32 protein-coding genes are annotated in these 21842 nt (G+C 68.3%); 1 reads left to right on the top strand and 31 read right to left on the bottom strand.

Annotation, left to right across the window (positions count from 1 at the left end; genetic code table 11):
• Positions 1-284: 284 nt before the first annotated feature.
• The 25 genes from J2X26_RS18440 to rpsJ all read right to left on the bottom strand — a co-directional run bounded on the left by J2X26_RS18440 (position 285) and on the right by rpsJ (position 14324).
• Positions 285-1199 (bottom strand): LPXTG cell wall anchor domain-containing protein, encoded by a 915-nt coding sequence (locus J2X26_RS18440; protein WP_307494140.1) that lies wholly within the window; start codon positions 1197-1199, stop codon positions 285-287.
• 250 nt (positions 1200-1449) lie between these two features.
• Positions 1450-2292: a type I methionyl aminopeptidase gene (gene map, locus J2X26_RS18435; RefSeq protein ID WP_307494139.1), complete on the bottom strand. Its 843-nt coding sequence runs from the start codon at positions 2290-2292 to the stop codon at positions 1450-1452.
• Between the two features lie 2 nt (positions 2293-2294).
• A complete protein-coding gene (locus tag J2X26_RS18430; protein ID WP_307494138.1) occupies positions 2295-2876 on the bottom strand; it encodes an adenylate kinase in 582 nt (193 codons plus the stop codon).
• A complete protein-coding gene (secY, locus tag J2X26_RS18425) occupies positions 2873-4168 on the bottom strand; it encodes a preprotein translocase subunit SecY (RefSeq protein ID WP_307494137.1) in 1296 nt (431 codons plus the stop codon). Before secY ends, J2X26_RS18430 begins: the two co-directional genes overlap by 4 nt.
• 161 nt (positions 4169-4329) lie before the next feature.
• Entirely contained in the window at positions 4330-5061 is a 732-nt protein-coding gene (gene rplO / locus J2X26_RS18420; protein WP_307494136.1) for a 50S ribosomal protein L15, read from the bottom strand.
• 2 nt (positions 5062-5063) lie between these two features.
• Positions 5064-5246, bottom strand: a complete 183-nt coding sequence (rpmD, locus tag J2X26_RS18415; protein ID WP_028045050.1) for a 50S ribosomal protein L30 — start codon at positions 5244-5246, stop codon at positions 5064-5066.
• The gene (rpsE, locus tag J2X26_RS18410; protein ID WP_055912175.1) at positions 5246-5911 is read right to left on the bottom strand and encodes a 30S ribosomal protein S5; all 666 of its coding nucleotides are present in this window, start codon (positions 5909-5911) and stop codon (positions 5246-5248) included. Before rpsE ends, rpmD begins: the two co-directional genes overlap by 1 nt.
• A gap of 37 nt (positions 5912-5948) precedes the next feature.
• Positions 5949-6320, bottom strand: a complete 372-nt coding sequence (rplR, locus tag J2X26_RS18405; protein ID WP_055912174.1) for a 50S ribosomal protein L18 — start codon at positions 6318-6320, stop codon at positions 5949-5951.
• A 2-nt stretch (positions 6321-6322) separates the two neighbouring features.
• The gene (gene rplF / locus J2X26_RS18400) at positions 6323-6862 is read right to left on the bottom strand and encodes a 50S ribosomal protein L6 (RefSeq protein WP_307494135.1); all 540 of its coding nucleotides are present in this window, start codon (positions 6860-6862) and stop codon (positions 6323-6325) included.
• A 24-nt stretch (positions 6863-6886) separates the two neighbouring features.
• Positions 6887-7285 (bottom strand): 30S ribosomal protein S8, encoded by a 399-nt coding sequence (gene rpsH / locus J2X26_RS18395; RefSeq protein WP_055912171.1) that lies wholly within the window; start codon positions 7283-7285, stop codon positions 6887-6889.
• A gap of 75 nt (positions 7286-7360) precedes the next feature.
• A complete protein-coding gene (locus J2X26_RS18390) occupies positions 7361-7546 on the bottom strand; it encodes a type Z 30S ribosomal protein S14 (protein ID WP_028045055.1) in 186 nt (61 codons plus the stop codon).
• Between the two features lie 2 nt (positions 7547-7548).
• Complete coding sequence (rplE, locus tag J2X26_RS18385; RefSeq protein WP_055912169.1) at positions 7549-8121, bottom strand: 50S ribosomal protein L5; 573 nt, start codon at positions 8119-8121, stop codon at positions 7549-7551.
• Complete coding sequence (rplX, locus tag J2X26_RS18380; RefSeq protein ID WP_055912166.1) at positions 8121-8462, bottom strand: 50S ribosomal protein L24; 342 nt, start codon at positions 8460-8462, stop codon at positions 8121-8123. Before rplX ends, rplE begins: the two co-directional genes overlap by 1 nt.
• A 2-nt stretch (positions 8463-8464) precedes the next feature.
• Positions 8465-8833: a 50S ribosomal protein L14 gene (gene rplN, locus J2X26_RS18375; RefSeq protein ID WP_034625870.1), complete on the bottom strand. Its 369-nt coding sequence runs from the start codon at positions 8831-8833 to the stop codon at positions 8465-8467.
• Positions 8834-8995: 162 nt separating this feature from the next.
• The gene (rpsQ, locus tag J2X26_RS18370) at positions 8996-9289 is read right to left on the bottom strand and encodes a 30S ribosomal protein S17 (protein WP_307494133.1); all 294 of its coding nucleotides are present in this window, start codon (positions 9287-9289) and stop codon (positions 8996-8998) included.
• 5 nt (positions 9290-9294) lie between these two features.
• A complete protein-coding gene (gene rpmC / locus J2X26_RS18365) occupies positions 9295-9534 on the bottom strand; it encodes a 50S ribosomal protein L29 (protein WP_056023416.1) in 240 nt (79 codons plus the stop codon).
• Positions 9534-9950 carry a 50S ribosomal protein L16 gene (rplP, locus tag J2X26_RS18360; protein ID WP_055912160.1) on the bottom strand — a complete coding sequence of 139 codons (417 nt, stop codon included), beginning with the start codon at positions 9948-9950 and terminating at the stop codon, positions 9534-9536. The genes rpmC and rplP overlap by 1 nt, the downstream gene beginning before the upstream one ends.
• A 3-nt stretch (positions 9951-9953) precedes the next feature.
• A complete protein-coding gene (gene rpsC / locus J2X26_RS18355; protein ID WP_307494132.1) occupies positions 9954-10787 on the bottom strand; it encodes a 30S ribosomal protein S3 in 834 nt (277 codons plus the stop codon).
• Positions 10787-11155 (bottom strand): 50S ribosomal protein L22, encoded by a 369-nt coding sequence (rplV, locus tag J2X26_RS18350; protein WP_055912156.1) that lies wholly within the window; start codon positions 11153-11155, stop codon positions 10787-10789. Before rplV ends, rpsC begins: the two co-directional genes overlap by 1 nt.
• A 56-nt stretch (positions 11156-11211) precedes the next feature.
• On the bottom strand, positions 11212-11493 hold the full coding sequence (rpsS, locus tag J2X26_RS18345; RefSeq protein WP_055912154.1) for a 30S ribosomal protein S19: 282 nt from the start codon (positions 11491-11493) through the stop codon (positions 11212-11214).
• 12 nt (positions 11494-11505) lie between these two features.
• Positions 11506-12345, bottom strand: a complete 840-nt coding sequence (gene rplB, locus J2X26_RS18340; protein WP_055912153.1) for a 50S ribosomal protein L2 — start codon at positions 12343-12345, stop codon at positions 11506-11508.
• An 18-nt stretch (positions 12346-12363) separates the two neighbouring features.
• Positions 12364-12666 carry a 50S ribosomal protein L23 gene (gene rplW / locus J2X26_RS18335; RefSeq protein ID WP_055912151.1) on the bottom strand — a complete coding sequence of 101 codons (303 nt, stop codon included), beginning with the start codon at positions 12664-12666 and terminating at the stop codon, positions 12364-12366.
• Positions 12663-13331: a 50S ribosomal protein L4 gene (gene rplD / locus J2X26_RS18330; RefSeq protein ID WP_307494131.1), complete on the bottom strand. Its 669-nt coding sequence runs from the start codon at positions 13329-13331 to the stop codon at positions 12663-12665. Before rplD ends, rplW begins: the two co-directional genes overlap by 4 nt.
• Positions 13332-13333: 2 nt before the next feature.
• The gene (gene rplC / locus J2X26_RS18325; RefSeq protein ID WP_055912147.1) at positions 13334-13993 is read right to left on the bottom strand and encodes a 50S ribosomal protein L3; all 660 of its coding nucleotides are present in this window, start codon (positions 13991-13993) and stop codon (positions 13334-13336) included.
• Positions 13994-14015: 22 nt separating this feature from the next.
• The gene (gene rpsJ / locus J2X26_RS18320) at positions 14016-14324 is read right to left on the bottom strand and encodes a 30S ribosomal protein S10 (RefSeq protein ID WP_013117879.1); all 309 of its coding nucleotides are present in this window, start codon (positions 14322-14324) and stop codon (positions 14016-14018) included.
• 373 nt (positions 14325-14697) lie between these two features.
• Here rpsJ and J2X26_RS18315 point away from each other — a divergent pair, with 373 nt between their 5' ends.
• Positions 14698-15099: a hypothetical protein gene (locus J2X26_RS18315; RefSeq protein ID WP_307494130.1), complete on the top strand. Its 402-nt coding sequence runs from the start codon at positions 14698-14700 to the stop codon at positions 15097-15099.
• An 86-nt stretch (positions 15100-15185) separates the two neighbouring features.
• On the opposite strand, the gene tuf is transcribed toward J2X26_RS18315, so the two are convergent.
• From tuf to J2X26_RS18285, 6 genes are all read right to left on the bottom strand, one after another.
• Positions 15186-16379, bottom strand: coding sequence for an elongation factor Tu (gene tuf / locus J2X26_RS18310; protein WP_307494129.1), 1194 nt, complete (start codon positions 16377-16379; stop codon positions 15186-15188).
• A 125-nt stretch (positions 16380-16504) separates the two neighbouring features.
• A complete protein-coding gene (fusA, locus tag J2X26_RS18305) occupies positions 16505-18607 on the bottom strand; it encodes an elongation factor G (protein WP_055912141.1) in 2103 nt (700 codons plus the stop codon).
• Positions 18608-18696: 89 nt separating this feature from the next.
• Complete coding sequence (gene rpsG / locus J2X26_RS18300) at positions 18697-19167, bottom strand: 30S ribosomal protein S7 (protein ID WP_028045072.1); 471 nt, start codon at positions 19165-19167, stop codon at positions 18697-18699.
• A complete protein-coding gene (gene rpsL / locus J2X26_RS18295; RefSeq protein ID WP_013770160.1) occupies positions 19167-19538 on the bottom strand; it encodes a 30S ribosomal protein S12 in 372 nt (123 codons plus the stop codon). The genes rpsG and rpsL overlap by 1 nt, the downstream gene beginning before the upstream one ends.
• Positions 19539-19925: 387 nt before the next feature.
• A complete protein-coding gene (locus J2X26_RS18290) occupies positions 19926-20261 on the bottom strand; it encodes a hypothetical protein (RefSeq protein WP_307494127.1) in 336 nt (111 codons plus the stop codon).
• 26 nt (positions 20262-20287) lie between these two features.
• Positions 20288-21706, bottom strand: a complete 1419-nt coding sequence (locus J2X26_RS18285) for a C2 family cysteine protease (protein WP_307494126.1) — start codon at positions 21704-21706, stop codon at positions 20288-20290.
• Between the last annotated feature and the right edge of the window lie 136 nt (positions 21707-21842).

Below are 21842 nucleotides of genomic sequence, written 5' to 3'. Positions count from 1 at the left end.
TGTCGGTTCTGATGGATCAGCCCACATCGGCCGTCCCGCCCAGGACTGGACGGGGTAGGCGTGGTGGGATCGTGCTGGGAAATATCGGTGGGCACAGCGCGCCTCGAGAACCGGGCGCACACCCAACGGACAATCTTACGCCATCTGGCCCAGGGGACGAAACCGCGCCCGGGCTGAGCGGACACGAGTGTCTGTGCAGTCCACCACACTCACCCCTGCGCTCGACGCAGGCGGAGACGGACGGAGGGCCGCCGTCGAGTCGACGGCGGCCCTCCTACGCTCGATCAGCTGGTGCGGTGACGCCGGAGCAGGAGCAGGGCGGCACCCGAGAGCACCAGGATCCCGCCCGCGAGCAGGCCGGGCAGCGGGGACGACCCGGTCGCAGCGAGCGTCGCTCCTCCGGTGGCGGGGGCTGCCAGGACCTGGGAGTAGACCGACGCGCTGGGCGTCGGCGTCGAGGCGACCACCACCGCAGTCGGGCTCGGCGTCGAGGTCGGCGGCACGTCGTCGTCCACCTCAGCGACCGGGGTGGGCGTGACCGTCGGCGTCGGGGCCGGCGTCGAGGTCGGCGTCTGGCTCGGCGTGGGCACCGGCACGGACTGCGTCGGCGTCGGGGTCGGCGTCGGGGTCTGCGTCGGGATCGGGGTCGGGGTGGGGGTCACGGTCACCGTGGGGGTCGGTGTGGGGGTTGGTGTCGTGCCGCACTTCGGCACCGACTCCTTCACCACCTCGCGCAGCTCCCAGTGGTCGGCCTGGAAGATGTAGCCCTTCTTGGTCTTCTCGTTCCACCAGCCGATGTAGTCCTTCGGGTAGAACGGCGCCTTGTTGCCGGTGAAGACCGTCGCGTCGCCGTACGCCGAGTCCTGCTGGATCCCCCAGCCGTTGCCGCACAGCGTCACGCCGGCAGGCAGGACCGCACTGATCTCCTGGAGCGTGAAGTCGCTGCGCCAGTTTCGTCCCGGCCACGTCGTGATCAGGTACTGCTGGGTGGAGTTCTCCCACGCAGCGTCCTTGTGGCGGTCGATCTTGAGGTACACGTACGCGGCAGTCGTCTCCTGCTTGTCACCGCCGCCGGTGGCGTGGGCCGCGCCTGCTCCGAGCGTCAGGAAGAGGGCCGAGGTGATCGCGACGGCACCGAGCAGGCGGGCGCGCCGACGAGGACGAGGGGAGGTCAGGGAGGGAGGAACGCTGCGCTGCATGAGTCACCCATCACGTCGAGTGCAGGCGCGCGCTGACCACGTGCCTGCCGGAGTCGGGCGCTCACACCCCTCACCGCACGGATCAGACCGCGCGGGCCCCGAGGAGCACCCGTGGCGGATCGTTCACCGCCGGGCAGGACCGTATCCGACAAACCGGTCATCGCGCGCGTATTTCGGCCGCTCACGGGCGATTTGTGGATAACTGGACGCAAGTTCACCTGGTTGGACCTACTGGTGGGTAGCTATCCGCTCAGGCGAGCGGAGCGATGGCCACCCCGCGCGCGCCGAGCTCCTGCGCGCCACCGTCGACTGCCGTCAGCACCCAGATGCCGTCGTCCAGGACGGCGACCGTGTGCTCCCAGTGCGATGCGCGTGAACCGTCGGACGTCACGACCGTCCAGTCGTCGTCCAGGACCTGCGTGAACCGTTGCCCGCGGACGACCATCGGCTCGACGGCGACGCACAGACCCGGGCGCACCCGCGGGCCGCGATCACGGCTGCGGAAGTTCGGGACGTCCGGCGGCTGGTGCATCGACGTGCCGATCCCGTGACCGACGTACTCCTCGACGAGGCCGTACCGCGCGCCGCCGTTCAGGCCGGCTGCCTCGGCGGCGTCGACGACGTCCTCCACCGCCTCCCCCACGACCCCGAGGCGCTCGGCCCCGGTCAGCGCGGCGATGCCGGACCACATGGCCCGCTCGGTGGTGGCCGCCAGGTCGACGTCCTCGGGCGCAGCGCCGTCGAGGACGACCGTGATCGCGGAGTCACCGTGCCATCCGTCGACGATCGCGCCGCAGTCGATCGAGACCACGTCACCCGGCTCCAGCACCCGGGCTCCCGGGATGCCGTGCACGACCTCGTCGTTGACCGACACGCAGAGCGTGGCGGGGTACCCGTGGTAGCCCAGGAACGAGGCGGTCGCGTGGTGGTCGGCGATGACCTCGGCCGCGACCGCGTCGAGCTGGCCGGTGGTGACACCGGGCGCCGCACGCTCACGGACCGCGGCCAGCGCCTCGGCGACCACCAGGCCCGCGCGCCGCATGAGCAGCACCTGGTCCGGGCTCTTGTACTCGATCCGTTCGCGGCCGAACACCGTCAGCGCCCGGTGGTGGCGCCGATCGCCGCGACCAGACGCTCGGTGACCGCGTCGACGTCGCCGATCCCGTCCACCTGGACGAGCAGGCCGCGCTCGGCGTAGACCTGAGCGATCGGGGCGGTCTCCTCGGCGTAGACGTCGAGCCGGTGACGGATGACGTCCTCGGTGTCGTCCTCGCGGCCCTCGATCTCGGCACGCTTCAGGAGCCGCTCGGCCACGACGTCCGGGTCCGCCGTGATCTCCACCGCGAGGTCGAGAGTCAGACCGGCATCGGCCAGGATCGCGTCGAGCTCCCCGACCTGCGCCACGTTGCGGGGGTACCCGTCGAGCAGGAACCCGTCCGTGGCGTCGGCCTGCGCCAGCCGGTCGCGCACCATGTCGTTGGTGACGGAGTCCGGCACCAGCGCGCCGCGCGAGGTGTACTCCTGCACGGTGCGACCGAGCGGCGTCCCGCCCTTGATGTTGGCGCGGAAGAGGTCACCGGTCGAGATGGCGGGCACCCCGAACCGCTCGGCGAGCCGCGCGGCCTGGGTGCCCTTGCCGGCCCCCGGAGGGCCCAGCAGGACGAGACGGGTGCTCAACGCAAGAACCCTTCGTAGTGCCGCTGCTGCAGCTGGGACTCGATCTGCTTCACGGTCTCGAGACCGACACCGACGACGATGAGGATCGATGCCCCACCGAACGGGATGTTCGCGCCGACGCCCAGGACGATGAACGCGATGGTCGGGATGAGCGCGACGATCGCCAGGTACACCGAGCCGGGCGCGGTGATCCGGGAGATCACGTAGTCGAGGTACTCAGCCGTCGGCCGCCCGGCACGGATGCCGGGGATGAAGCCGCCGTACTTCTTCATGTTGTCGGCGACCTCGTCCGGGTTGAACGTGATCGCTGTGTAGAAGTAGCAGAAGAAGATGATGAGGACGACGTAGATCGCCAGGTGCAGCGGCGCGCTGGGCGACGCCAGGTAGCGGCTGACCCACTGGACCCAGCCTGCGGTCGGGTCACCGAACTGCGCGAGCAGCCCCGGCACGGCGAGCAGCGACGACGCGAAGATCACCGGGATGACACCGGCCATGTTGATCTTGATCGGGATGTAGGTGCTGGACCCGCCGTACATGCGGCGACCGACCATGCGCTTGGCGTACTGGACCGGCACGCGTCGCTGCGACTGCTCGACGAACACCACCAGGGCGATGACCAGGACGACGATCGCCATGACCACGATGAACTTCGAGGCGCCGTTGTCGCCACCGGCGATCGACCACATGGCACCCGGGAAGCTGGCCGCGATCGACGTGAAGATGAGGAGCGACATGCCGTTGCCGACGCCGCGCTCGGTGATGAGCTCACCGAGCCACATGATCAGGCCGGTACCGGCCGTCATGGTGATGACCATGATCAGGAGCGTCTGCCAGCTGTCGTTCGGGATGACGTCGACGGTGCACCCGCTGAACAGCTGACCGCTGCGCGCGACGGTGATGATCGTCGTCGACTGCAGGATCGCGAGGCCGATCGTCAGGTACCGCGTGTACTGCGTGAGCTTCGCGGTGCCGGACTGACCCTCGAGGTGCAGCTGCTCGAAGCGAGGGATGACCACCCGCAGCAGCTGCACGATGATGCTCGCCGTGATGTACGGCATGATCCCGAGCGCGAACACCGAGAGCTGGAGCAAGGCTCCGCCGCTGAACAGGTTCACCAGCCCGAGCAGGTCGTTGCCCTGCGACTGCTCGATACACGTCTGCACGTTCGGGTACGAGACCCCCGGCGTCGGCAGGAACGAGCCGACACGGAAGAGCACCATGATCCCGATGGTGAAGAGCAGCTTGCGCCGCAGGTCGGGCGTTCGGAACGCCCGCACGAATGCGCCTAGCACCTGGTCCTCCTGGGCCGCCGGAGCGGCATCTCGTACGACCGGTCCATTCCGGCCGTGCAGCCCGCGACGAGTCGCGAGCACCGGGGCACCCTAACTGATGCCCGTCGACATACGGAACGGGACCGGTGGGTAACTACGTCCCCACCGGTCCCGTCCTTCGATCAGTCCTGCGCGACGCTTCCGCCGGCAGCCACGATCGCGTCCTTCGCGGACGCCGAGTAGGCGTCGACCGCGACAGAGACCTTGACCGTGAGCTCACCGGTGCCGAGCACCTTGACGGGCTTGCCCTTGCGGACAGCGCCCTTCGCCACGAGGTCGGCGACCGTCACGTCGCCACCGCTCGGGTACAGCGCCGAGAGCTTGTCCAGGTTGACCACCTGGTACTCGACGCGGAACGGGTTCTTGAAGCCGCGCAGCTTCGGGAGGCGCATGTGCAGAGGCATCTGCCCACCCTCGAAGCGCGTCGGCACCTGGTAGCGGGCCTTGGTGCCCTTGGTGCCACGACCGGCCGTCTTGCCCTTGGACGCCTCGCCACGACCCACGCGGGTCTTGGCGGTCTTGGCGCCCGGGGCCGGACGGAGGTGGTGCACCTTGAGCGTGCCACCGTTGCCGGGCTGCGCAGCGGCCTCGGCCGCCTTCGCCGCCGCGGCGGAGACCGTCTTCTTCGGCGCAGCAGCCTTGGGCTCGGCCTTGGGGGCCTTCGCCTTCGGTGCAGCCTCAGTCGCCTCGGCCTTGTCGGCCTTGGCCGGCTTGTCCGCGGCAGCGGCCTTCGCCTTGGTCGCCTTCGGAGCGGACTCCGTGTCGGCGGCCTTCTTCGCGGGAGCCTTCTTGGCAGCGGCCTTCTTGGGGGCCGTCACCTCAGCCTCCGCCTTGTCGTTCTTCTCGTCAGCCATGGTCACTCCACCTCTTCGACCGCGACAAGGTGCGTCACCGTCTTGACCATGCCGCGGATCTCAGGGCGGTCCTCCTTGACGACGACGTCGCCGATCCGCTTGAGGCCGAGGGTGCGCAGGGTGTCGCGCTGGTTCTGCTTACCGCCGATGCCAGATCGCGTCTGGGTCACCTTGAGTCGAGCCATCAGGCACCTGCCTTCGAGCCCGCCGCTGCGGCCAGGCCGGCAGCCTGGGCACGGAGGAGGGCAGCCGGGACGACGTGCTCGACCGGGAGACCACGGCGCGCGGCCACGGCCTCGGGACGCTCGAGGCCACGGAGGGCCGCGACCGTGGCGTGCACGATGTTGATCGCGTTCGACGAGCCGAGCGACTTGCTCAGGACGTCGTGGATACCGGCGCACTCGAGCACGGCGCGCACCGGGCCACCGGCGATCACGCCGGTACCCGGCGAGGCCGGACGCAGGAAGACGACACCGGCAGCGGCCTCACCCTGGATGGGGTGCGGGATGGTGCCCTGGATGCGCGGGACCTTGAAGAAGTTCTTCTTGGCCTCCTCGACACCCTTGGCGATCGCCGCGGGCACCTCCTTGGCCTTCCCGTAGCCGACACCCACGGTGCCGTCGCCGTCGCCGACCACGACGAGCGCGGTGAAGCTGAAGCGGCGGCCGCCCTTGACGACCTTGGCCACGCGGTTGATCGTCACGACGCGCTCGAGGAACGCGCTCTTCTCTGCGGCGTCGCGGCCACGGCCGCCGCCACCGTCACGGCCACGACCGCCGTCACGACGGTCGCCGCCCCCGCCGGTGCCGCCCGCGGGCGCCCCGGTGTTGCTGCGCTGAGGAGCAGCCATCAGTGAGTCCTCTTCTTCGTTCGGAAGGTCGTCGTCGTCACAGCTTCAGTCCACCCTCGCGGGCGCCGTCAGCCACCGCGGCGACACGGCCGTGGTACTTGTTGCCGCCGCGGTCGAAGACCACAGCGTCAAGGCCGGCAGCCTTCGCACGCTCGGCGATGAGCTCGCCGACCTTGCGGGCCTTGGCAGTCTTGTCGTCGTTCGAGCCGCGCAGGTCGGCCTCGAGGGTCGACGCGGACACGAGAGTCTGGCCGATGCCGTCGTCCACGACCTGCGCCGTGATGTGCCGGGCGGACCGGGTCACGACGAGACGGGGACGCGCAGCCGAGCCCGAGACCTTCTTGCGAAGGCGCAGGTGACGACGCTGGCGGGCAACACGCTTGCCCTTGCCGAGGATCTTGAGAGCCATGGTTACTTACCGGCCTTTCCGACCTTGCGGCGCACGTTCTCGCCCGCGTACCGCACACCCTTGCCCTTGTACGGCTCAGGCTTGCGGATCTTGCGGATGTTCGCGGCGACCTCGCCCACCTGCTGCTTGTCGATGCCCTGCACCGAGAAGCGCGTGGGGGCTTCGACGACGAAGGTGATGCCCTCCGGCGGGTTGACCGTGACCGAGTGGCTGAACCCGAGCGCGAACTCGAGGTCCGCACCCTTCGCCGTCACGCGGTAACCGGTACCGACGATCTCGAGCTTCTTGATGTAGCCCTCCGTCACGCCGATGACGAGGTTCGCCAGCAGGGTGCGGGTGAGGCCGTGCAGCGAGCGCGAGGCGCGCTCGTCGTCGGGGCGGGTGACCACGAGGGCACCTGCCTCGTCGCGCGCCACCTCGATGGGTGCGGGGATCGTGTGCGTCAGGGTGCCCTTGGGGCCCTTGACCGTCACGACCGCGCCGTTGATGTTGACATCCACGCCGGTGGGGACCGGGACGGGGACTCTGCCGATTCGGGACATGGCTAGCTCCTTTCCGTCTCGGACTTACCAGACGTAGGCGAGGACTTCCCCACCCACGCCCTTCTTGGCGGCCTGCTTGTCGGTGAGGAGACCGGAGGACGTGGACAGGATCGCCACGCCCAGGCCGCCGAGCACCTTGGGCAGGTTGGTCGACTTGGCGTACACGCGCAGGCCCGGCTTGGACACGCGCTTCACACCGGCGAGCGCACGCTCGCGGTTGGGGCCGTACTTGAGCTCGATGATGAGGTTCTTGCCGACGACGGCGTCCTCAACCTTCCAGCCCGTGATGTAGCCCTCCGCCTGGAGGATCTCCGCGATGTGCGACTTCAGCTTCGAGAACGGGATCAGCACGGTGTCGTGGTGAGCCGAGTTCGCGTTACGCAGCCGCGTGAGCAGGTCTGCGATGGGGTCGGTCATGGTCATGGGGCTTCCGCCCTTCCTCGCCGGGGTATCCCGCCCCCGAGGGGGCTGGACCTACCGACGTTCGTGTTGCTTGGGTTACCAGCTGCTCTTGGTGACGCCGGGGAGCTCGCCGCGGTGGGCCATCTCGCGCACGCAGATCCGGCACAGGCCGAACTTGCGGTACACCGAGTGGGGCCGGCCGCAACGCTGGCAGCGCGTGTAGCCACGCACCGCGAACTTCGGCTTGGCAGCAGCCTTGTTCTTGAGGGCGGTCTTCGCCATGGTCAGATCTCCTTGAACGGGAAGCCGAGGAGCTTGAGGAAAGCGCGACCCTCGTCGTCGGTGTCAGCCGTGGTGACGACCGTGATGTCCATCCCGCGGACGCGGTCGATCTTGTCCTGGTCGATCTCGTGGAACACGGACTGCTCCACGAGGCCGAACGTGTAGTTGCCGTGACCGTCGAACTGCTGCGGCGAGAGGCCACGGAAGTCACGGATGCGCGGCAGCGCGGTGGAGAGCAGGCGGTCCAGGAACTCCCAGGCACGGTCGCCACGCAGGGTGACGTGGGCGCCGATGGGCATTCCCTCACGCAGCTTGAACTGCGCGATCGACTTGCGAGCCTTGGTGACCTGCGGCTTCTGGCCCGTGATCTGGGTCAGGTCGCGGATCGCGCCCTCGATGAGCTTGGAGTCCTTGGCGGCCTCGCCGACGCCCATGTTCACGACGACCTTCACCAGGCGTGCGACCTGGTTGATGTTCTCGTGGGAGAACTGCTCGAAGAGAGCGGTCTTGATCTCGTCGTTGTACTTGGACTTCAGACGCGGGAGCGCCGGAGCCGTGAGAGTCGTCTCGGTCATCAGATGTCCTTACCGGAGCGCTTGGCGACGCGGACCCGAACGGTGCGGGTACGGCCGTCGCGCTCGACCTGCTCGGTGCGGTAGCCGACCCGGGTGCCCTTCTTGGTCTCCGGGTCCACGAGCATCACGTTGCTGATGTGGATGGGCGCCTCGATGGTCTCGATGCCGCCGGTGCGCGTGCCGCGCTGCGTCTGGCCGGCCTTGACGTGCTTGGTGACGCGCTGGACACCCTCCACGACGAGGCGCTGCGACTCGACCAGGACCTCGAGCACACGGCCCTGCTGTCCCTTGTCGCGGCCGGAGATGACGACGACGAGGTCGCCCTTCTTGATCTTCGCCATGGTCAGAGCACCTCCGGCGCCAGCGAGATGATCTTCATGAACTTCTTGTCGCGCAGCTCGCGGCCCACCGGGCCGAAGATGCGCGTGCCACGGGGTTCCCCGTCGTTCTTGAGGATCACTGCGGCGTTCTCGTCGAACTTGATGTACGAACCGTCCGGACGGCGGCGCTCCTTGCGGGTGCGCACGATGACAGCCTTGACGACGTCGCCCTTCTTGACGTTGCCGCCGGGGATGGCGTCCTTGACGGTGGCGACGATGACGTCACCGATGCCTGCGTAGCGACGGCCGGAGCCGCCGAGCACACGGATGCAAAGGATCTCCTTGGCACCAGTGTTGTCAGCGACACGAAGTCGCGACTCCTGCTGGATCATTACTTACTCCTGTCGTCTGGCGGGTTCTCGGGCCGGAGTGGCCTGAGCCTGGCCGAACGGATAGTTGCCGTGATGCACACGTCGCGCCGGGTGTCGTCCTGTCGAACTCCACCCGGCGCCCGTGGGCAACTGGGGGTCGTGCACGTGCTGGCTCGCTGAGACCTACTTGGCCTTCTCGAGGACCTCGACCAGGCGCCACCGCTTGGTGGCGCTCAGCGGCCGGGTCTCCATGATGACCACGAGGTCGCCCACGCCCGCCGAGCCCAGCTCGTCGTGCGCCTTGACCTTGCTCGTCCGCCGGATGACCTTGCCGTAGAGCGGGTGCTTGACCCGGTCCTCGACCTCGACCACGACGGTCTTCTCCATCTTGTCGCTGACCACGTAGCCGCGGCGCGTCTTGCGGTCGCCGCGCTTCTCAGCGATCGCTGTCGTCTTCTCGTTCTTCTCGTCGCTCATCAGACTCACTCGCTCGCGCTCGGGGCGGTACGGATGCCGAGCTCGCGCTCACGCAGGATCGTGTAGATCCGCGCGATGTCGCGGCGAACGGCCTTGAGACGCCCGTGGCTCTCGAGCTGACCGGTCGCCGACTGGAAGCGGAGGTTGAACAGCTCCTCCTTGGACTTCTTCAGCTCGGCGACAAGCTTCTCGTCGTCGAAGGTGTCCAGCTCGCTGGGAGCCAGGTCCTTGGTGCCGATAGTCATCAGTTACCACCCTCGCGAACCACAAAACGTGTCTTCATCGGGAGCTTGTGCTGCGCGCGGCGCATGGCCTCGCGAGCCAGGGGCTCCGGGACGCCGGCGAGCTCGAAGAGAACTCGGCCGGGCTTGACGTTGGCGATCCACCACTCGGGCGAACCCTTGCCGGAACCCATGCGGGTCTCGGCAGGCTTCTTCGTGAGGGGGCGGTCCGGGTAGATGTTGATCCAGACCTTCCCTCCACGCTTGATGTGGCGGGTCATGGCGATACGAGCAGCCTCGATCTGCCGGTTGGTGACGTAGGCGGGCTCGAGAGCCTGGATGCCGTACTCACCGAAGGAGATCGCGGTACCACCGGTCGCGGCGCCGGAGCGCCCCGGGTGGTGCTGCTTGCGGTGCTTCAGCCTGCGCGGGATAAGCACGGCTCAGGCCTCCGTTCCGCTGTCAGTGGCCGGGGTCTCCGCGGGAGCGGAGGCGGCCTCGGTTGCCTCAGGAGCGTCGGAACGCTCGCGACGAGGAGCGCCGGCCCGGGGGCCACGGTCGTTGCGCTCGCCACGGTCCGTCCGCGGGCCACGAGCCGGGCGCGGGGCCTGGGTCGCCTGCTCGCGAGCAAACTCCTTCTCGGTCATGTCGCCCTTGTAGACCCACACCTTGACGCCGATGCGCCCGAAGGTGGTGCGAGCCTCGAAGAAGCCGTAGTCGATGTTCGCGCGGAGCGTGTGCAGGGGCACACGGCCCTCGCGGTAGAACTCCGTGCGGCTCATCTCCGCGCCACCGAGGCGGCCGGAGACCTGCACGCGGATTCCCTTGGCACCGGCGCGCTGGGCCGACTGGATGCCCTTGCGCATGGCACGGCGGAACGAGACGCGGCTCGCCAGCTGCTCGGCGATGCCCTGGGCGACCAGCTGAGCCTCGATCTCGGCGTTCTTGACCTCGAGGATGTTCAGCTGCACCTGCTTGCCCGTGAGCTTCTCGAGCTCGCCGCGGATGCGGTCGGCCTCCGCGCCACGACGCCCGATGACGATGCCCGGGCGGGCGGTGTGGATGTCGACGCGGACGCGGTCACGCGTGCGCTCGATCTCGACCTTGGCGATGCCGGCACGCTCGAGGCCCGTGGCCATGAGCTTGCGGATCTTGACGTCCTCGCCCACGTAGTCGCGGTAGCGCTGACCCGGCTTCGTCGAGTCGGCGAACCAGCGCGAGCGGTGGTCGGTGGTGATGCCCAGGCGGTACCCGAGCGGGTTGACTTTCTGTCCCACTATCGGGCCCGTCCCTTCGTCTCACGCTCAGCGACGACCACGGTGATGTGGCTCGTCCGCTTGAGGATCTGGCTGGCCCGACCCTGTGCCCGCGGACGGAACCGCTTGAGCGTCGGACCCTCGTCGACGAATACCTCGGAGATGTAGAGGTCCGCCTCGTCCAGACGCTCGTTCGACCGCTTGGCGGTCTCCCGAGCGTTGGCGATCGCGCTCTCCACAACCTTGAGCACCGTCTCCCCCGCGGCCTGCGGTGCGAACTTCAGCACCGCCACAGCCTCGCCGGCCTGCTTGCCACGGATGAGGTCCACGACGCGCCGGGCCTTCTGGGGCGTGACGCGGACGAACCGCGCCTTCGCCTTGGCTTCCATTGCTGTCCTGCCTTCTTGTCTCTGCCGGTGAGGGCGTCGCCTGGCTGACCCGGGGGTCAGCGGCGACGACCCTTCCGGTCGTCCTTCTCGTGGCCGCGGAACGTACGCGTCGGTGCGAACTCGCCGAGCTTGTGCCCGACCATCGCCTCCGTCACGAACACCGGGGTGTGCTTGCGTCCGTCGTGCACAGCGAACGTGTGGCCGAGGAAGTCCGGCGTGATGACCGAACGGCGCGACCACGTCTTGATGACGTTCTTCGTGCCGGCGGTGTTCTGGACGTCGACCTTCTTCTGCAGGTGACCGTCGACGAACGGGCCCTTCTTCAGGCTACGTGGCATCTCAGGCTCCTATCAGCGCTTGTTCTTGCCGGTGCGCCGACGGCGCACGATGAGCTTGTCGCTCGGCTTGTTCGGACGGCGGGTACGACCCTCGGCCTGGCCCCACGGGCTGACGGGGTGACGTCCACCGGACGTCTTGCCCTCGCCACCACCGTGCGGGTGGTCGATCGGGTTCATGGCGACACCACGGACGGTCGGGCGCTTGCCCTTCCAGCGCATGCGGCCGGCCTTGCCCCAGTTGATGTTCGACTGCTCGGCGTTGCCCACCTCGCCGACCGTGGCGCGGCAGCGCAGGTCGACGTTGCGGATCTCACCGGACGGCATACGCAGCTGGGCGTAGGGGCCGTCCTTGGCGACGAGCTGCACGGACGCACCAGCCGAGCGGGCGATCTTCGCACCGCCACCAGGCCGCAGCTCGATGGCGTGGATGACCGTACCGGTCGGGATGTTGCGCAGCGGCAGGTTGTTGCCGGGCTTGATGTCGGCGCCGGGGCCGTTCTCGATGCGGTCACCCTGCGACAGCTTGTTCGGCGCGATGATGTAGCGCTTCTCGCCGTCCGCGTAGTGCAGGAGCGCGATGCGGGCGGTGCGGTTGGGGTCGTACTCGATGTGAGCGACCTTGGCCGGCACGCCGTCCTTGTCATGGCGACGGAAGTCGATGACGCGGTACGCACGCTTGTGACCGCCACCCTGGTGGCGCGTGGTGATGCGACCCGTGGAGTTACGGCCGCCCGTCTTGTGGAGGGGACGGACGAGCGACTTCTCCGGAGTGGAGCGCGTGATCTCGACGAAGTCGGCGACGCTGGAGCCGCGACGGCCCGGCGTGGTCGGCTTGTACTTGCGGATTCCCATGTGTTCTCAGTCCTTCGCTCAGCCGACCGGACCACCGAAGATGTCGATCGTTCCCTCGCGGAGGGTGACGATCGCACGCTTCGTGTCCTTGCGGCGGCCGATGCCGAAACGGGTCCGACGGGCCTTGCCCTGACGGTTCGCGGTGTTGACCGAGTCGACCTTGACGCCGAAGACCTGCTCGACGGCAATCTTGATCTCGGTCTTGTTCGCCCGCGGGTCGACGAGGAAGGTGTACTTCCCCTCGTCGAGCAGGCCGTAGCTCTTCTCGGAGACGACCGGCGCGAGCAGGATGTCGCGCGGGTTCTTGCCGATGTCGGTCACTTGGCATCGTCCTTCGCGTCGGCGGAGCCCTTGACCGGCCCCGCGAGGAACGCGTCGAGCGCGCCCTGCGTGAACACGACGTCGTCCGAGATCAGGACGTCGTAGGTGTTGAGCTGGTCAGCGACCAGCAGGTGCACCCGCTCGACGTTCCGCAGCGACTTCCACGTGATCTCGTCCTGACGCTCGACGACGACCAGGACGTTCTTGCGTCCCGAGAGGTTGTCGAGCACGGCGAGCGCAGACTTGGTCGACGGCGCCGTGCCCGGGGCGAAGCCCGAGACGACGTGCACGCGGCCGGCACGAGCGCGGTCCGAGAGAGCACCGCGGAGCGCCGCGGCCTTCATCTTCTTGGGGGTGCGCTGCGAGTAGTCACGCGGGGTGGGGCCGTGGACGACGCCACCACCGGCGAACTGCGGAGCACGCGTCGAACCCTGACGGGCGCGGCCGGTGCCCTTCTGCTTGTACGGCTTGCGCCCACCACCACGGACCTCGCCACGGCTCTTCGTGTCGTGGGTGCCCTGGCGTGCCGCCGCGAGCTGCGCGACGACGACCTGGTGGATCAGCGGGATGTTGGTCTGCACGTCGAAGACGTCCGCGGGCAGATCGGCGGAGCCGGTCTTCTTGCCCTGGGAGTCGACCACGTCGACAGTCAGCGTGTCACTCATGGTCACGCCCCCTTCACAGCGGAACGCACGACCACGACGCCACCCTTGGGGCCGGGAACGGCACCCTTGACGAGGAGCAGGCCCCTCTCGACGTCGACCGCGTGCACGGTCAGGTTCTGGGTGGTCTGGCGGTCCACGCCCATGCGACCGGCCATCTTGATGCCCTTGAACACGCGCGACGGCGTCGAAGCGCCACCGATCGAGCCGGGCTTGCGGTGGTTGCGGTGCGCACCGTGCGAGGCGCCGACGCCGTGGAAGCCGTGACGCTTCATGACACCGGCGGTGCCCTTGCCCTTGGTGGTGCCGATGACGTCCACGAGCGAGCCGGCCTCGAAGAGGGCGGCCGTGAGCTCCTGGCCGAGCGTGAACTCGGAGGCGTTCGGCGTACGGATCTCGGCCACGTGCCGGCGGGGGGTGACCCCGGCCTTCTCGAAGTGGCCCTTCAGCGGCTTGGTGACCTTGCGCGGGTCGATCTGGCCGTGGGCCAGCTGGACCGCGGCGTAGCCGTCAGCATCGGCGGAGCGCACCTGGGTCACGACGTTCGTGCCGACAGCGACGACGGTGACCGGGACGAGACGACCGTTGTCGTCCCACACCTGGGTCATGCCGAGCTTCGTGCCGAGCAGGGCCGTGACTGCGCGCTCGTTCTGCTGGGTAACCATAGAAATCAGTTCCTTCCCAGCGTCAGAGCTTGATCTCGATGTTCACGTCCGCAGGCAGGTCGAGACGCATGAGCGAGTCGACGGCCTTCGGCGTGGGATCGATGATGTCGATGAGCCGCTTGTGAGTACGCATCTCGAAGTGCTCGCGGCTGTCCTTGTACTTGTGGGGCGACCGGATGACGCAGAACACGTTCTTCTCCGTCGGCAGCGGCACCGGACCCACGACCGACGCACCAGCGCGAGTCACCGTGTCGACGATCTTGCGCGCCGAGCTGTCGATGACTTCGTGGTCGTAGGACTTGAGCCTGATGCGGATCTTCTGTCCCGCCATGGCGCTTCTACTTCCCTCTGTTTGGAACCGGCCCGTCCGACCCCCGCACTCGGGCGTGTCGCTTGGCGCGACACACCGTTGCGCTGCGTACCCTCTCAGGCACGAGATCGGTGGTTGTTGTCGGGCGTCAACCACCGGGTGATCCCGGGGTCCAGACGCCGTCCACGTGTGTGAGCCCTGTCGTGTGCTGCGCGCGCTAACGCGCCGCCCTCAACTAGGCAACCTGAACAGTGTGCCAGACGGGGACCCGGAACTCCAATCGCGTCCGTCACACCCGGCGGCCGGATCCGCGTGATCTCGCGCACAGAGCGCCGTCGGACCGGGTCACGTCGGCGTCCCTCGGCGCCCGCTCTCCGCCCACTAGGGTGCGGCCATGACACTCCGCTCCGTTCGCGCCGTCGGCGGCGTGGCGCTCGCTCTCGCGCTGGCCGCATGCACACCGAGCTCACCGGCACCGGACCCGAGCCCGTCGACCCCGCCGGTCACGTCCGCGCCGAGCCCGAGCCCGTCGACCCCGCCGGTCACGTCCGCGCCGAGCCCGACCCCCACGACGGACCCCAGCCCGGACACGGCGGACCCGCTCCTCCCGGGCGACCCCTGCGACCCGGCCGCCGGCTCCCCAGACTGCACGGACGCGACCGGCATGGACGGCAGCGGGTACCGGTACGTCGAGGGGTACGCCGACTGCGTCGCGCGGTTCGGCGCCGACGAGGCCTACGGGCTCTGCACGGACCTCGACGGAGACGGTCGCGCCGGCTATCCCGACTCGGGCTGAGCCGCGCAGCGATCAGACGACGGAAGGGCCCGGGAGCCGAAGCTCCCGGGCCCTTCCGTCAGTTCAGCTGCCCCGGAGGGCGAGCATCACTTGATGATCTTGATGACCTTGCCCGAGCCGACGGTGCGGCCACCCTCGCGGATGGCGAAGCCGAGGCCCTCTTCCATCGCGATGGGCTGGATGAGGTTCACGTGGATCTCGGTGTTGTCGCCGGGCATGACCATCTCGGTGCCCTCGGGCAGCGTGATGACGCCGGTGACGTCGGTGGTGCGGAAGTAGAACTGGGGGCGGTAGTTCCCGTAGAACGGGTTGTGACGGCCACCCTCGTCCTTGGCCAGGATGTAGACCTGACCCTCGAACTCGGTGTGCGGCGTGATCGAGCCGGGCTTGACGACGACCTGGCCGCGCTCGACCTCCTCGCGCTTCGTGCCACGCAGGAGCAGACCGACGTTCTCGCCGGCCTCGGCGTAGTCGAGCAGCTTGCGGAACATCTCGACGCCGGTGACCGTGGTCTTGATCGCCTTCTCCTTGATGCCGACGATCTCCACCTCCTCGTTCACCTTGAGCTTGCCGCGCTCCACGCGACCGGTGACGACGGTGCCACGACCGGTGATCGTGAAGACGTCCTCGATCGGCATGAGGAAGGGCTTGTCGATGTCGCGCACCGGGTCCGGGACGGACTCGTCGACGGCCTCGAGCAGGTCCTCGACGGACTTGACCCAGATCGGGTCGCCCTCGAGCGCCTTCAGGCCGGAGACGCGCACGACGGGGACCTCGTCGCCGTCGAAGCCCTGGGCCGAGAGGAGCTCGCGCACCTCGACCTCGACGAGCTCCAGGATCTCCTCGTCGTCGACCATGTCGGTCTTGTTGAGCGCGACGAGCAGGTAGGGCACGCCGACCTGACGGGCGAGCAGGACGTGCTCACGCGTCTGGGCCATCGGGCCGTCGGTCGCCGCGACCACGAGGATGGCGCCGTCCATCTGCGCCGCGCCCGTGATCATGTTCTTGATGTAGTCCGCGTGACCCGGAGCGTCGACGTGAGCGTAGTGACGCTTCTCCGTCTGGTACTCCACGTGCGCGATGTTGATGGTGATACCGCGCTGCTTCTCCTCAGGGGCCTTGTCGATCTCGTCGAAAGGCGTGAAGGGGTTCAGGTCGGGGTACTTGTCGTGCAGCACCTTCGAGATGGCCGCGGTCAGCGTCGTCTTACCGTGGTCGACGTGGCCGATGGTGCCGATGTTGACGTGCGGCTTCGTCCGCTCGAACTTCGCCTTGCCCACTGGGTGTCCTCCTCAGGACTTGGTAGAGATTGGCCGACGTTCTGCGGCTACCGGACGGTAGCCGTTCGACGCGGCGTCCTACGGGTCGGTTTGTGTGATGGAACTACAGGGTTCGACCTGTGGGACTACTCGCCCCGGGTCTTCTTGATGATTTCCTCGGCAACGTTCCGAGGAACCTCGGCGTAGCTGTCGAACTGCATCGAGTACACCGCGCGACCCTGGGTCTTCGACCGCAGGTCACCGACGTATCCGAACATCTCGGAGAGAGGAACCTGGGCGCGGATGACCTTCACGCCCGTCGCGTCCTCCATGGACTGGATCATGCCGCGGCGCGAGTTGATGTCGCCGATGACGTCACCCATGTACTCCTCAGGAGTACGGACCTCGACGGCCATGACCGGCTCCAGGAGAACCGGGTCGGCCTTGCGGACCGCTTCCTTGAGGATCATCGAGCCCGCGATCTTGAACGCCATCTCCGAGGAGTCGACGTCGTGCGCGGCACCGTCGAGCAGGATCGCCTTGACGCCCACGAGCGGGAAGCCCGCGAGGACGCCGAGCTGCATCGCGCTCTGGATGCCGGCGTCGACCGACGGGATGTACTCGCGCGGGATGCGGCCACCGGTGACCTTGTTCGAGAACTCGTACAGCTCGCCCTCGGCGGGGTCCAGCGGCTCGAAGGTCATCTGGACCTTCGCGTACTGGCCCGAGCCACCGGTCTGCTTCTTGTGCACGTAGTCGATCTTCTCGACCGAGCGACGGATCGTCTCGCGGTACGCGACCTGCGGCTTGCCGACGTTGGCCTCGACCTTGAACTCGCGACGCATGCGGTCCACGAGGATGTCGAGGTGGAGCTCGCCCATGCCGCCGATGACGGTCTGGCCGGTCTCCTCGTCGTGCTTGACGCGGAAGGTCGGGTCCTCCTCGGCCAGCTTCTGGATGGCCACGGAGAGCTTCTCCTGGTCACCCTTCGTCTTCGGCTCGATGGCGACGTCGATGACCGGCTCGGGGAACGTCATGGACTCGAGCACGACCGGCGAGGCCGGGTCGCACAGGGTGTCGCCCGTGGTGACGTCCTTGAGACCGATGAACGCGTAGATGTGGCCGGCCGTGGCGTCCTCGACCGGGTTCTCCTTGTTGGAGTGCATCTGGAAGAGCTTCCCGATGCGCTCCTTCTTGTTCTTGGTCGAGTTGAGCACCTGAGCGCCCTGCGCCACCTTGCCCGAGTACACCCGGACGTAGGTGAGCTTGCCGAAGAACGGGTGCGAGGCAACCTTGAACGCGAGGGCCGAGAACGGCTCCGTCGAGTCGGGGTGGCGCTCGACGACGAGCTCGGGGTCCTTCATGTCGTGACCCTCGACCGCCGGGACGTCCAGGGGCGTCGGCAGGTAGTCGATGACGGCGTCGAGCATGGGCTGGACGCCCTTGTTCTTGAACGCCGAGCCGCACAGGACCGGGTAGGCCTCGGACTTGACGGTGAGCTTGCGGATGCCGCCCTTGATCTCGGCGATCGTCAGCTCCTCGCCACCGAGGAACTTCTCGAGCAGCTCGTCGTCGGTCTCGGCGACGGCCTCGAGGAGCTCCGCGCGGTACTTGTCCGCCTTCTCCACCAGGTCGGCCGGGATGTCCTCGACCTCGTACTTCTCGCCCAGGGCGGTCTCGCCGCGCCAGACGAGGGCACGCATGGTGACCAGGTCGACGACGCCGATGAAGTCGTTCTCAGCGCCGATGGGCAGCTGGATGACCAGCGGCTTGGCCTTGAGGCGGTTCACGATGGTGTCGACGGTGAAGTAGAAGTCCGCGCCGAGCTTGTCCATCTTGTTGACGAAGCAGATGCGCGGGACGTCGTACTTGTCGGCCTGACGCCAGACGGTCTCCGACTGGGGCTCGACGCCCTCCTTGCCGTCGAAGACGGCGACGGCACCGTCGAGGACGCGCAGCGAGCGCTCGACCTCGACCGTGAAGTCCACGTGGCCCGGGGTGTCGATGATGTTGATCTGGTTGTCGTGCCAGTAGCAGGTCGTCGCGGCGGACGTGATCGTGATGCCGCGCTCCTGCTCCTGCTCCATCCAGTCCATCGTCGACGCACCGTCGTGCGTCTCACCGATCTTGTAGTTGACCCCGGTGTAGAACAGGATCCGCTCGGTGGTCGTCGTCTTGCCGGCATCGATGTGAGCCATGATGCCGATGTTGCGGACCTTCGTGAGGTCCGTCAGCACATCCAGTGCCACGTGAGTTGCCCCTTGTCGGTTGGCTTGGGTGGCGCCACCGGTCCGGCCCGAGGATCGGACCGGCGGCGCAGCGCCCGTGAGTGCCGGGATTACCAGCGGTAGTGCGCGAAGGCCTTGTTGGACTCGGCCATCTTGTGCATGTCCTCGCGACGCTTCACCGCGGCACCGAGGCCGTTGGACGCGTCGAGGATCTCGTTCATGAGGCGCTCGGTCATCGTCTTCTCGCGGCGAGCGCGCGAGTAGTCGGTGAGCCAGCGCAGCGCGAGGGTGGTCTGACGGACCGGGCGCACCTCGACGGGCACCTGGTACGTGGCGCCACCGACGCGGCGCGAACGCACCTCGAGCGACGGGCGGACGTTGTCCAGCGCGCGCTTGAGCACGACGACCGGGTCGCCCTGCGTCTTCTCACGGACACCCTCGAGGGCGCCGTAGACGATGTGCTCCGCGACGGACTTCTTGCCGTCGAGCAGGACCTTGTTGATCAGCTGCGTGACGACCGGGGACCCGTAGACGGGGTCGATGACGAGCGGCCGCTTGGGGGCCGGACCCTTGCGAGGCATCAGCCCACCTTCTTCGCGCCGTAGCGGCTGCGCGCCTGCTTACGGTTCTTGACGCCCTGCGTGTCGAGGGCACCACGGACGATCTTGTACCGGACACCCGGGAGGTCCTTCACACGGCCACCGCGCACGAGCACGATCGAGTGCTCCTGCAGGTTGTGACCGACACCGGGGATGTACGCGGTGACCTCGACCTGGCTCGAGAGGCGGACGCGCGCGACCTTGCGGAGCGCGGAGTTCGGCTTCTTCGGGGTCGTGGTGTAGACGCGGGTGCACACACCGCGTCGCTGGGGGGAGCCCTTGAGGGCAGGCGTCTTCGACTTGTTCGTCTTCGCCTGCCGGCCCTTGCGGACCAGCTGCTGGATCGTAGGCACTACGTCTCCGTCTGTTGGATGAATCTCTGGTCGACCGGCACCCGTCACCCTGGACGGCCGGCATGGTCGAGGTTCGTCGCCCGTCGCGCGACTACCTCGCAGTTCTTGCGTCCCGCACCGACCCCCGCACCCGGGCGTGTCGCCCCGGCCCTCCGCACCGCTGTCCGCAAGGTTGCCTTGGCGGAGAGACGGCGCGGTGGAGAGAGACCACCCGATGCGCCCGGCCCGACCTTCCCCGCGAGGGGCGTCCACCGAGTGCATGCGCGAGAGCCCGACGGCGCGGGCACGGTGTCCTACGTTACCCGCCACCTGGGGGGCAGTCAAAGCGACGACGGTCACTCACACCCTGCACGGGCCGGGCTCACCCGGGCCCATCCAGGCCGGCCATCACTCCGCGGGCAGGATCCAGACCGTCGTCCGGCTGCCGCCCGGGGCCGAGTCCTTCTCGTCCAGCGCGATGTCGACCAGCGTGAACGTGAAGCCGCCGATGGTGGCCTCGTCGCCCAGGGCGACCGTGCCACCCTCGGCCGGGCCGTCGCTGACCACGTTGATCCCGGCCTCGTCCGCGGTCACGTTCGATGCGACCACCCGGTAGTCGCCGATGGGCGTCGGCTGGTTCAGCACCAGCGCCCGCGAACCCTCGGGGTGCTCCACGGTGTCTCCCTCGTCGTCGGAGCCGCCGCACCCGGCGAGCACGAGGACGGTGGCGACGAGCACCGTCACGAACCCCGTCCTCCTGCTCGAGCCGGTCACCGTGCCACCCCGTTGGTGTAGATCGTGCTGAAGCTGTCCTGGAACTCAGCGTACGTCAGCGTGATCGGCGCATAAGCCGAGCCCCAGGGGTTGACCACGGTCACGGTGCCCTTCTTCGTGTTCACCGACTTCACGTAGTACGCGTGCCCCGTCACCAGACCCCCGTCGGCCGCGTCGCCGTACGTGTCGGGCAGGTCGTCGCCCTCCCCGTGCGAGGCGAGCGTCACCGCTCCCCCACCGTCCAGCAGGGAGTCGAGCTCGGACACGCTGGGTGCGTCGTCGAGCGACGACGACGAGCTGGACTGGCCCGTCACCACCTCGAGGCCGAGCCCCGGGGAGTCACCCTCGATGTCCGCGTAGTCGCCCCAGTGCAACGCGAGCGCCTTCTCCATGACCAGCGGCCACAGCTCGTAGCCCTGGGTCCCGTCGGCGAGCTTCTGTGGCGACTGGTACGAGAACGCGGGATTGTCCTCGCGGACGACCATGTCCGGAGTGACCGTGACGTAGACCGGCTTGCCGTCGTCGTACAGCCGCACGGTGTACGTGCCGTTGGCGTTCTGGGAGATCGCGTCCGCGATCACGCTCGGGTCGGCCTGGGCGATCGCCATCAGCGACGCCATGTACCAGCAGTCACCGATCGCGCCCTGGGCGATGTCCATCGGCCGGATGCCGCCCACGACCAGCTGGTGGTTGACCTCCTCGTACTCCGCGGTGTTCGCCACGCTCTCCGGGTCGTCGCGCGCACCGTCGCCGCCGACGTCGTCGAACGACGGCTGGATCTCGTCCGTCAGGCCCGCGAGCCGGTCCAGCGTCGCCTTGTTCGCCTTCCCGACGATGAGCTCCCACAGCTCGCGGCGCTTCTCCCGGTCCCACCCGCCACCGACCCAGCCGTCCTCGAGCTCGTTGATCCAGTGCCGGAGCTCGTCGTCGGACATCGACGCGATCAACGCGTCCAGCTCCGACCCGTTCAGGCCCTCCAACGCCTCCATCGCGTCGTCCAGGTCGCCACCACGGACGCCGAAGAACCCCCCGTCGAGCGCGTCGCGGACGTCGTCCAGCGCCTCGTCGACCGCATCCTGGTCGACGGTGTCCGTGGACGGGGTGGCGGTGTCGTAGTCCACCGGGTCGCCGCCGGTGTCGGAGGCTCCCCCGTCGTCGATCCGGGTCGGCTGGTCCCCCGTGGCGCCGACCCCGTCGCCATCGGCGTCGTACGTCGTCGGGACCTCGGGCCCCCCGCACGTACCCGCCTGCGTGCCGACGGAGCGCACCGCGCAGCCGAGCTTGGTCGCGACGGTCGAGCCCAGGCCGGACACGACGAGCACCGCGATGATCGCGACGACGACGAGGATGATCCCGGCGTACTCCACGGTCGCGGAGCCGCGCTCCCGCTGGCCGTACCGCTTGGTGAGGTCCACCCCGTGATCGTCGCGGGACCGACCCACGGGCGGGCAGTGCCCCCGGACCCAGCGCGGGCCCAGACCGGACCCGGGTCCGCAAACGCCGAAGGGCCCACCGGCGAACCGGTGAGCCCTTCGGTCGTGCGTCTGTCGA

Origin of the sequence: Cellulomonas humilata (assembly GCF_030814415.1) — a bacterium.
GTDB classification, from domain to species: Bacteria; Actinomycetota; Actinomycetes; order Actinomycetales; family Cellulomonadaceae; genus Cellulomonas; species Cellulomonas humilata_A.
The sequence above is the reverse complement of the archived record's forward strand: the minus strand, read 5'-3'. Positions and strand labels throughout refer to the sequence as shown.

Bases quoted from the DNA above. Each gene is read 5' to 3' on its own strand.
- rplX (WP_055912166.1), bottom strand. From the start codon at position 8,462: ATGGCGAAGATCAAGAAGGGCGACCTCGTCGTCGTCATCTCCGGCCGC.
- rplE (WP_055912169.1), bottom strand. From the start codon at position 8,121: ATGACCGAGACGACTCTCACGGCTCCGGCGCTCCCGCGTCTGAAGTCC.
- rplO (WP_307494136.1), bottom strand. From the start codon at position 5,061: ATGGCTGACGAGAAGAACGACAAGGCGGAGGCTGAGGTGACGGCCCCC.
- rpsQ (WP_307494133.1), bottom strand. From the start codon at position 9,289: ATGAGCGACGAGAAGAACGAGAAGACGACAGCGATCGCTGAGAAGCGC.
- J2X26_RS18440 (WP_307494140.1), bottom strand. From the start codon at position 1,199: ATGCAGCGCAGCGTTCCTCCCTCCCTGACCTCCCCTCGTCCTCGTCGG.
- rplN (WP_034625870.1), bottom strand. From the start codon at position 8,833: ATGATCCAGCAGGAGTCGCGACTTCGTGTCGCTGACAACACTGGTGCC.
- rpsS (WP_055912154.1), bottom strand. From the start codon at position 11,493: ATGCCACGTAGCCTGAAGAAGGGCCCGTTCGTCGACGGTCACCTGCAG.
- rplV (WP_055912156.1), bottom strand. From the start codon at position 11,155: ATGGAAGCCAAGGCGAAGGCGCGGTTCGTCCGCGTCACGCCCCAGAAG.
- rplD (WP_307494131.1), bottom strand. From the start codon at position 13,331: ATGAGTGACACGCTGACTGTCGACGTGGTCGACTCCCAGGGCAAGAAG.
- J2X26_RS18315 (WP_307494130.1), top strand. From the start codon at position 14,698: ATGACACTCCGCTCCGTTCGCGCCGTCGGCGGCGTGGCGCTCGCTCTC.
- rplR (WP_055912174.1), bottom strand. From the start codon at position 6,320: ATGGCTCTCAAGATCCTCGGCAAGGGCAAGCGTGTTGCCCGCCAGCGT.
- rpsJ (WP_013117879.1), bottom strand. From the start codon at position 14,324: ATGGCGGGACAGAAGATCCGCATCAGGCTCAAGTCCTACGACCACGAA.
- rpmD (WP_028045050.1), bottom strand. From the start codon at position 5,246: ATGGCTCGACTCAAGGTGACCCAGACGCGATCTGGCATCGGCGGTAAG.
- rpsE (WP_055912175.1), bottom strand. From the start codon at position 5,911: ATGGCTGCTCCTCAGCGCAGCAACACCGGGGCGCCCGCGGGCGGCACC.
- J2X26_RS18390 (WP_028045055.1), bottom strand. From the start codon at position 7,546: ATGGCGAAGACCGCCCTCAAGAACAAGGCTGCTGCCAAGCCGAAGTTC.
- rpsG (WP_028045072.1), bottom strand. From the start codon at position 19,167: ATGCCTCGCAAGGGTCCGGCCCCCAAGCGGCCGCTCGTCATCGACCCC.
- rpmC (WP_056023416.1), bottom strand. From the start codon at position 9,534: ATGACTATCGGCACCAAGGACCTGGCTCCCAGCGAGCTGGACACCTTC.
- rplC (WP_055912147.1), bottom strand. From the start codon at position 13,993: ATGGTTACCCAGCAGAACGAGCGCGCAGTCACGGCCCTGCTCGGCACG.
- rplF (WP_307494135.1), bottom strand. From the start codon at position 6,862: ATGTCCCGAATCGGCAGAGTCCCCGTCCCGGTCCCCACCGGCGTGGAT.
- rpsH (WP_055912171.1), bottom strand. From the start codon at position 7,285: ATGACCATGACCGACCCCATCGCAGACCTGCTCACGCGGCTGCGTAAC.
- rplB (WP_055912153.1), bottom strand. From the start codon at position 12,345: ATGGGAATCCGCAAGTACAAGCCGACCACGCCGGGCCGTCGCGGCTCC.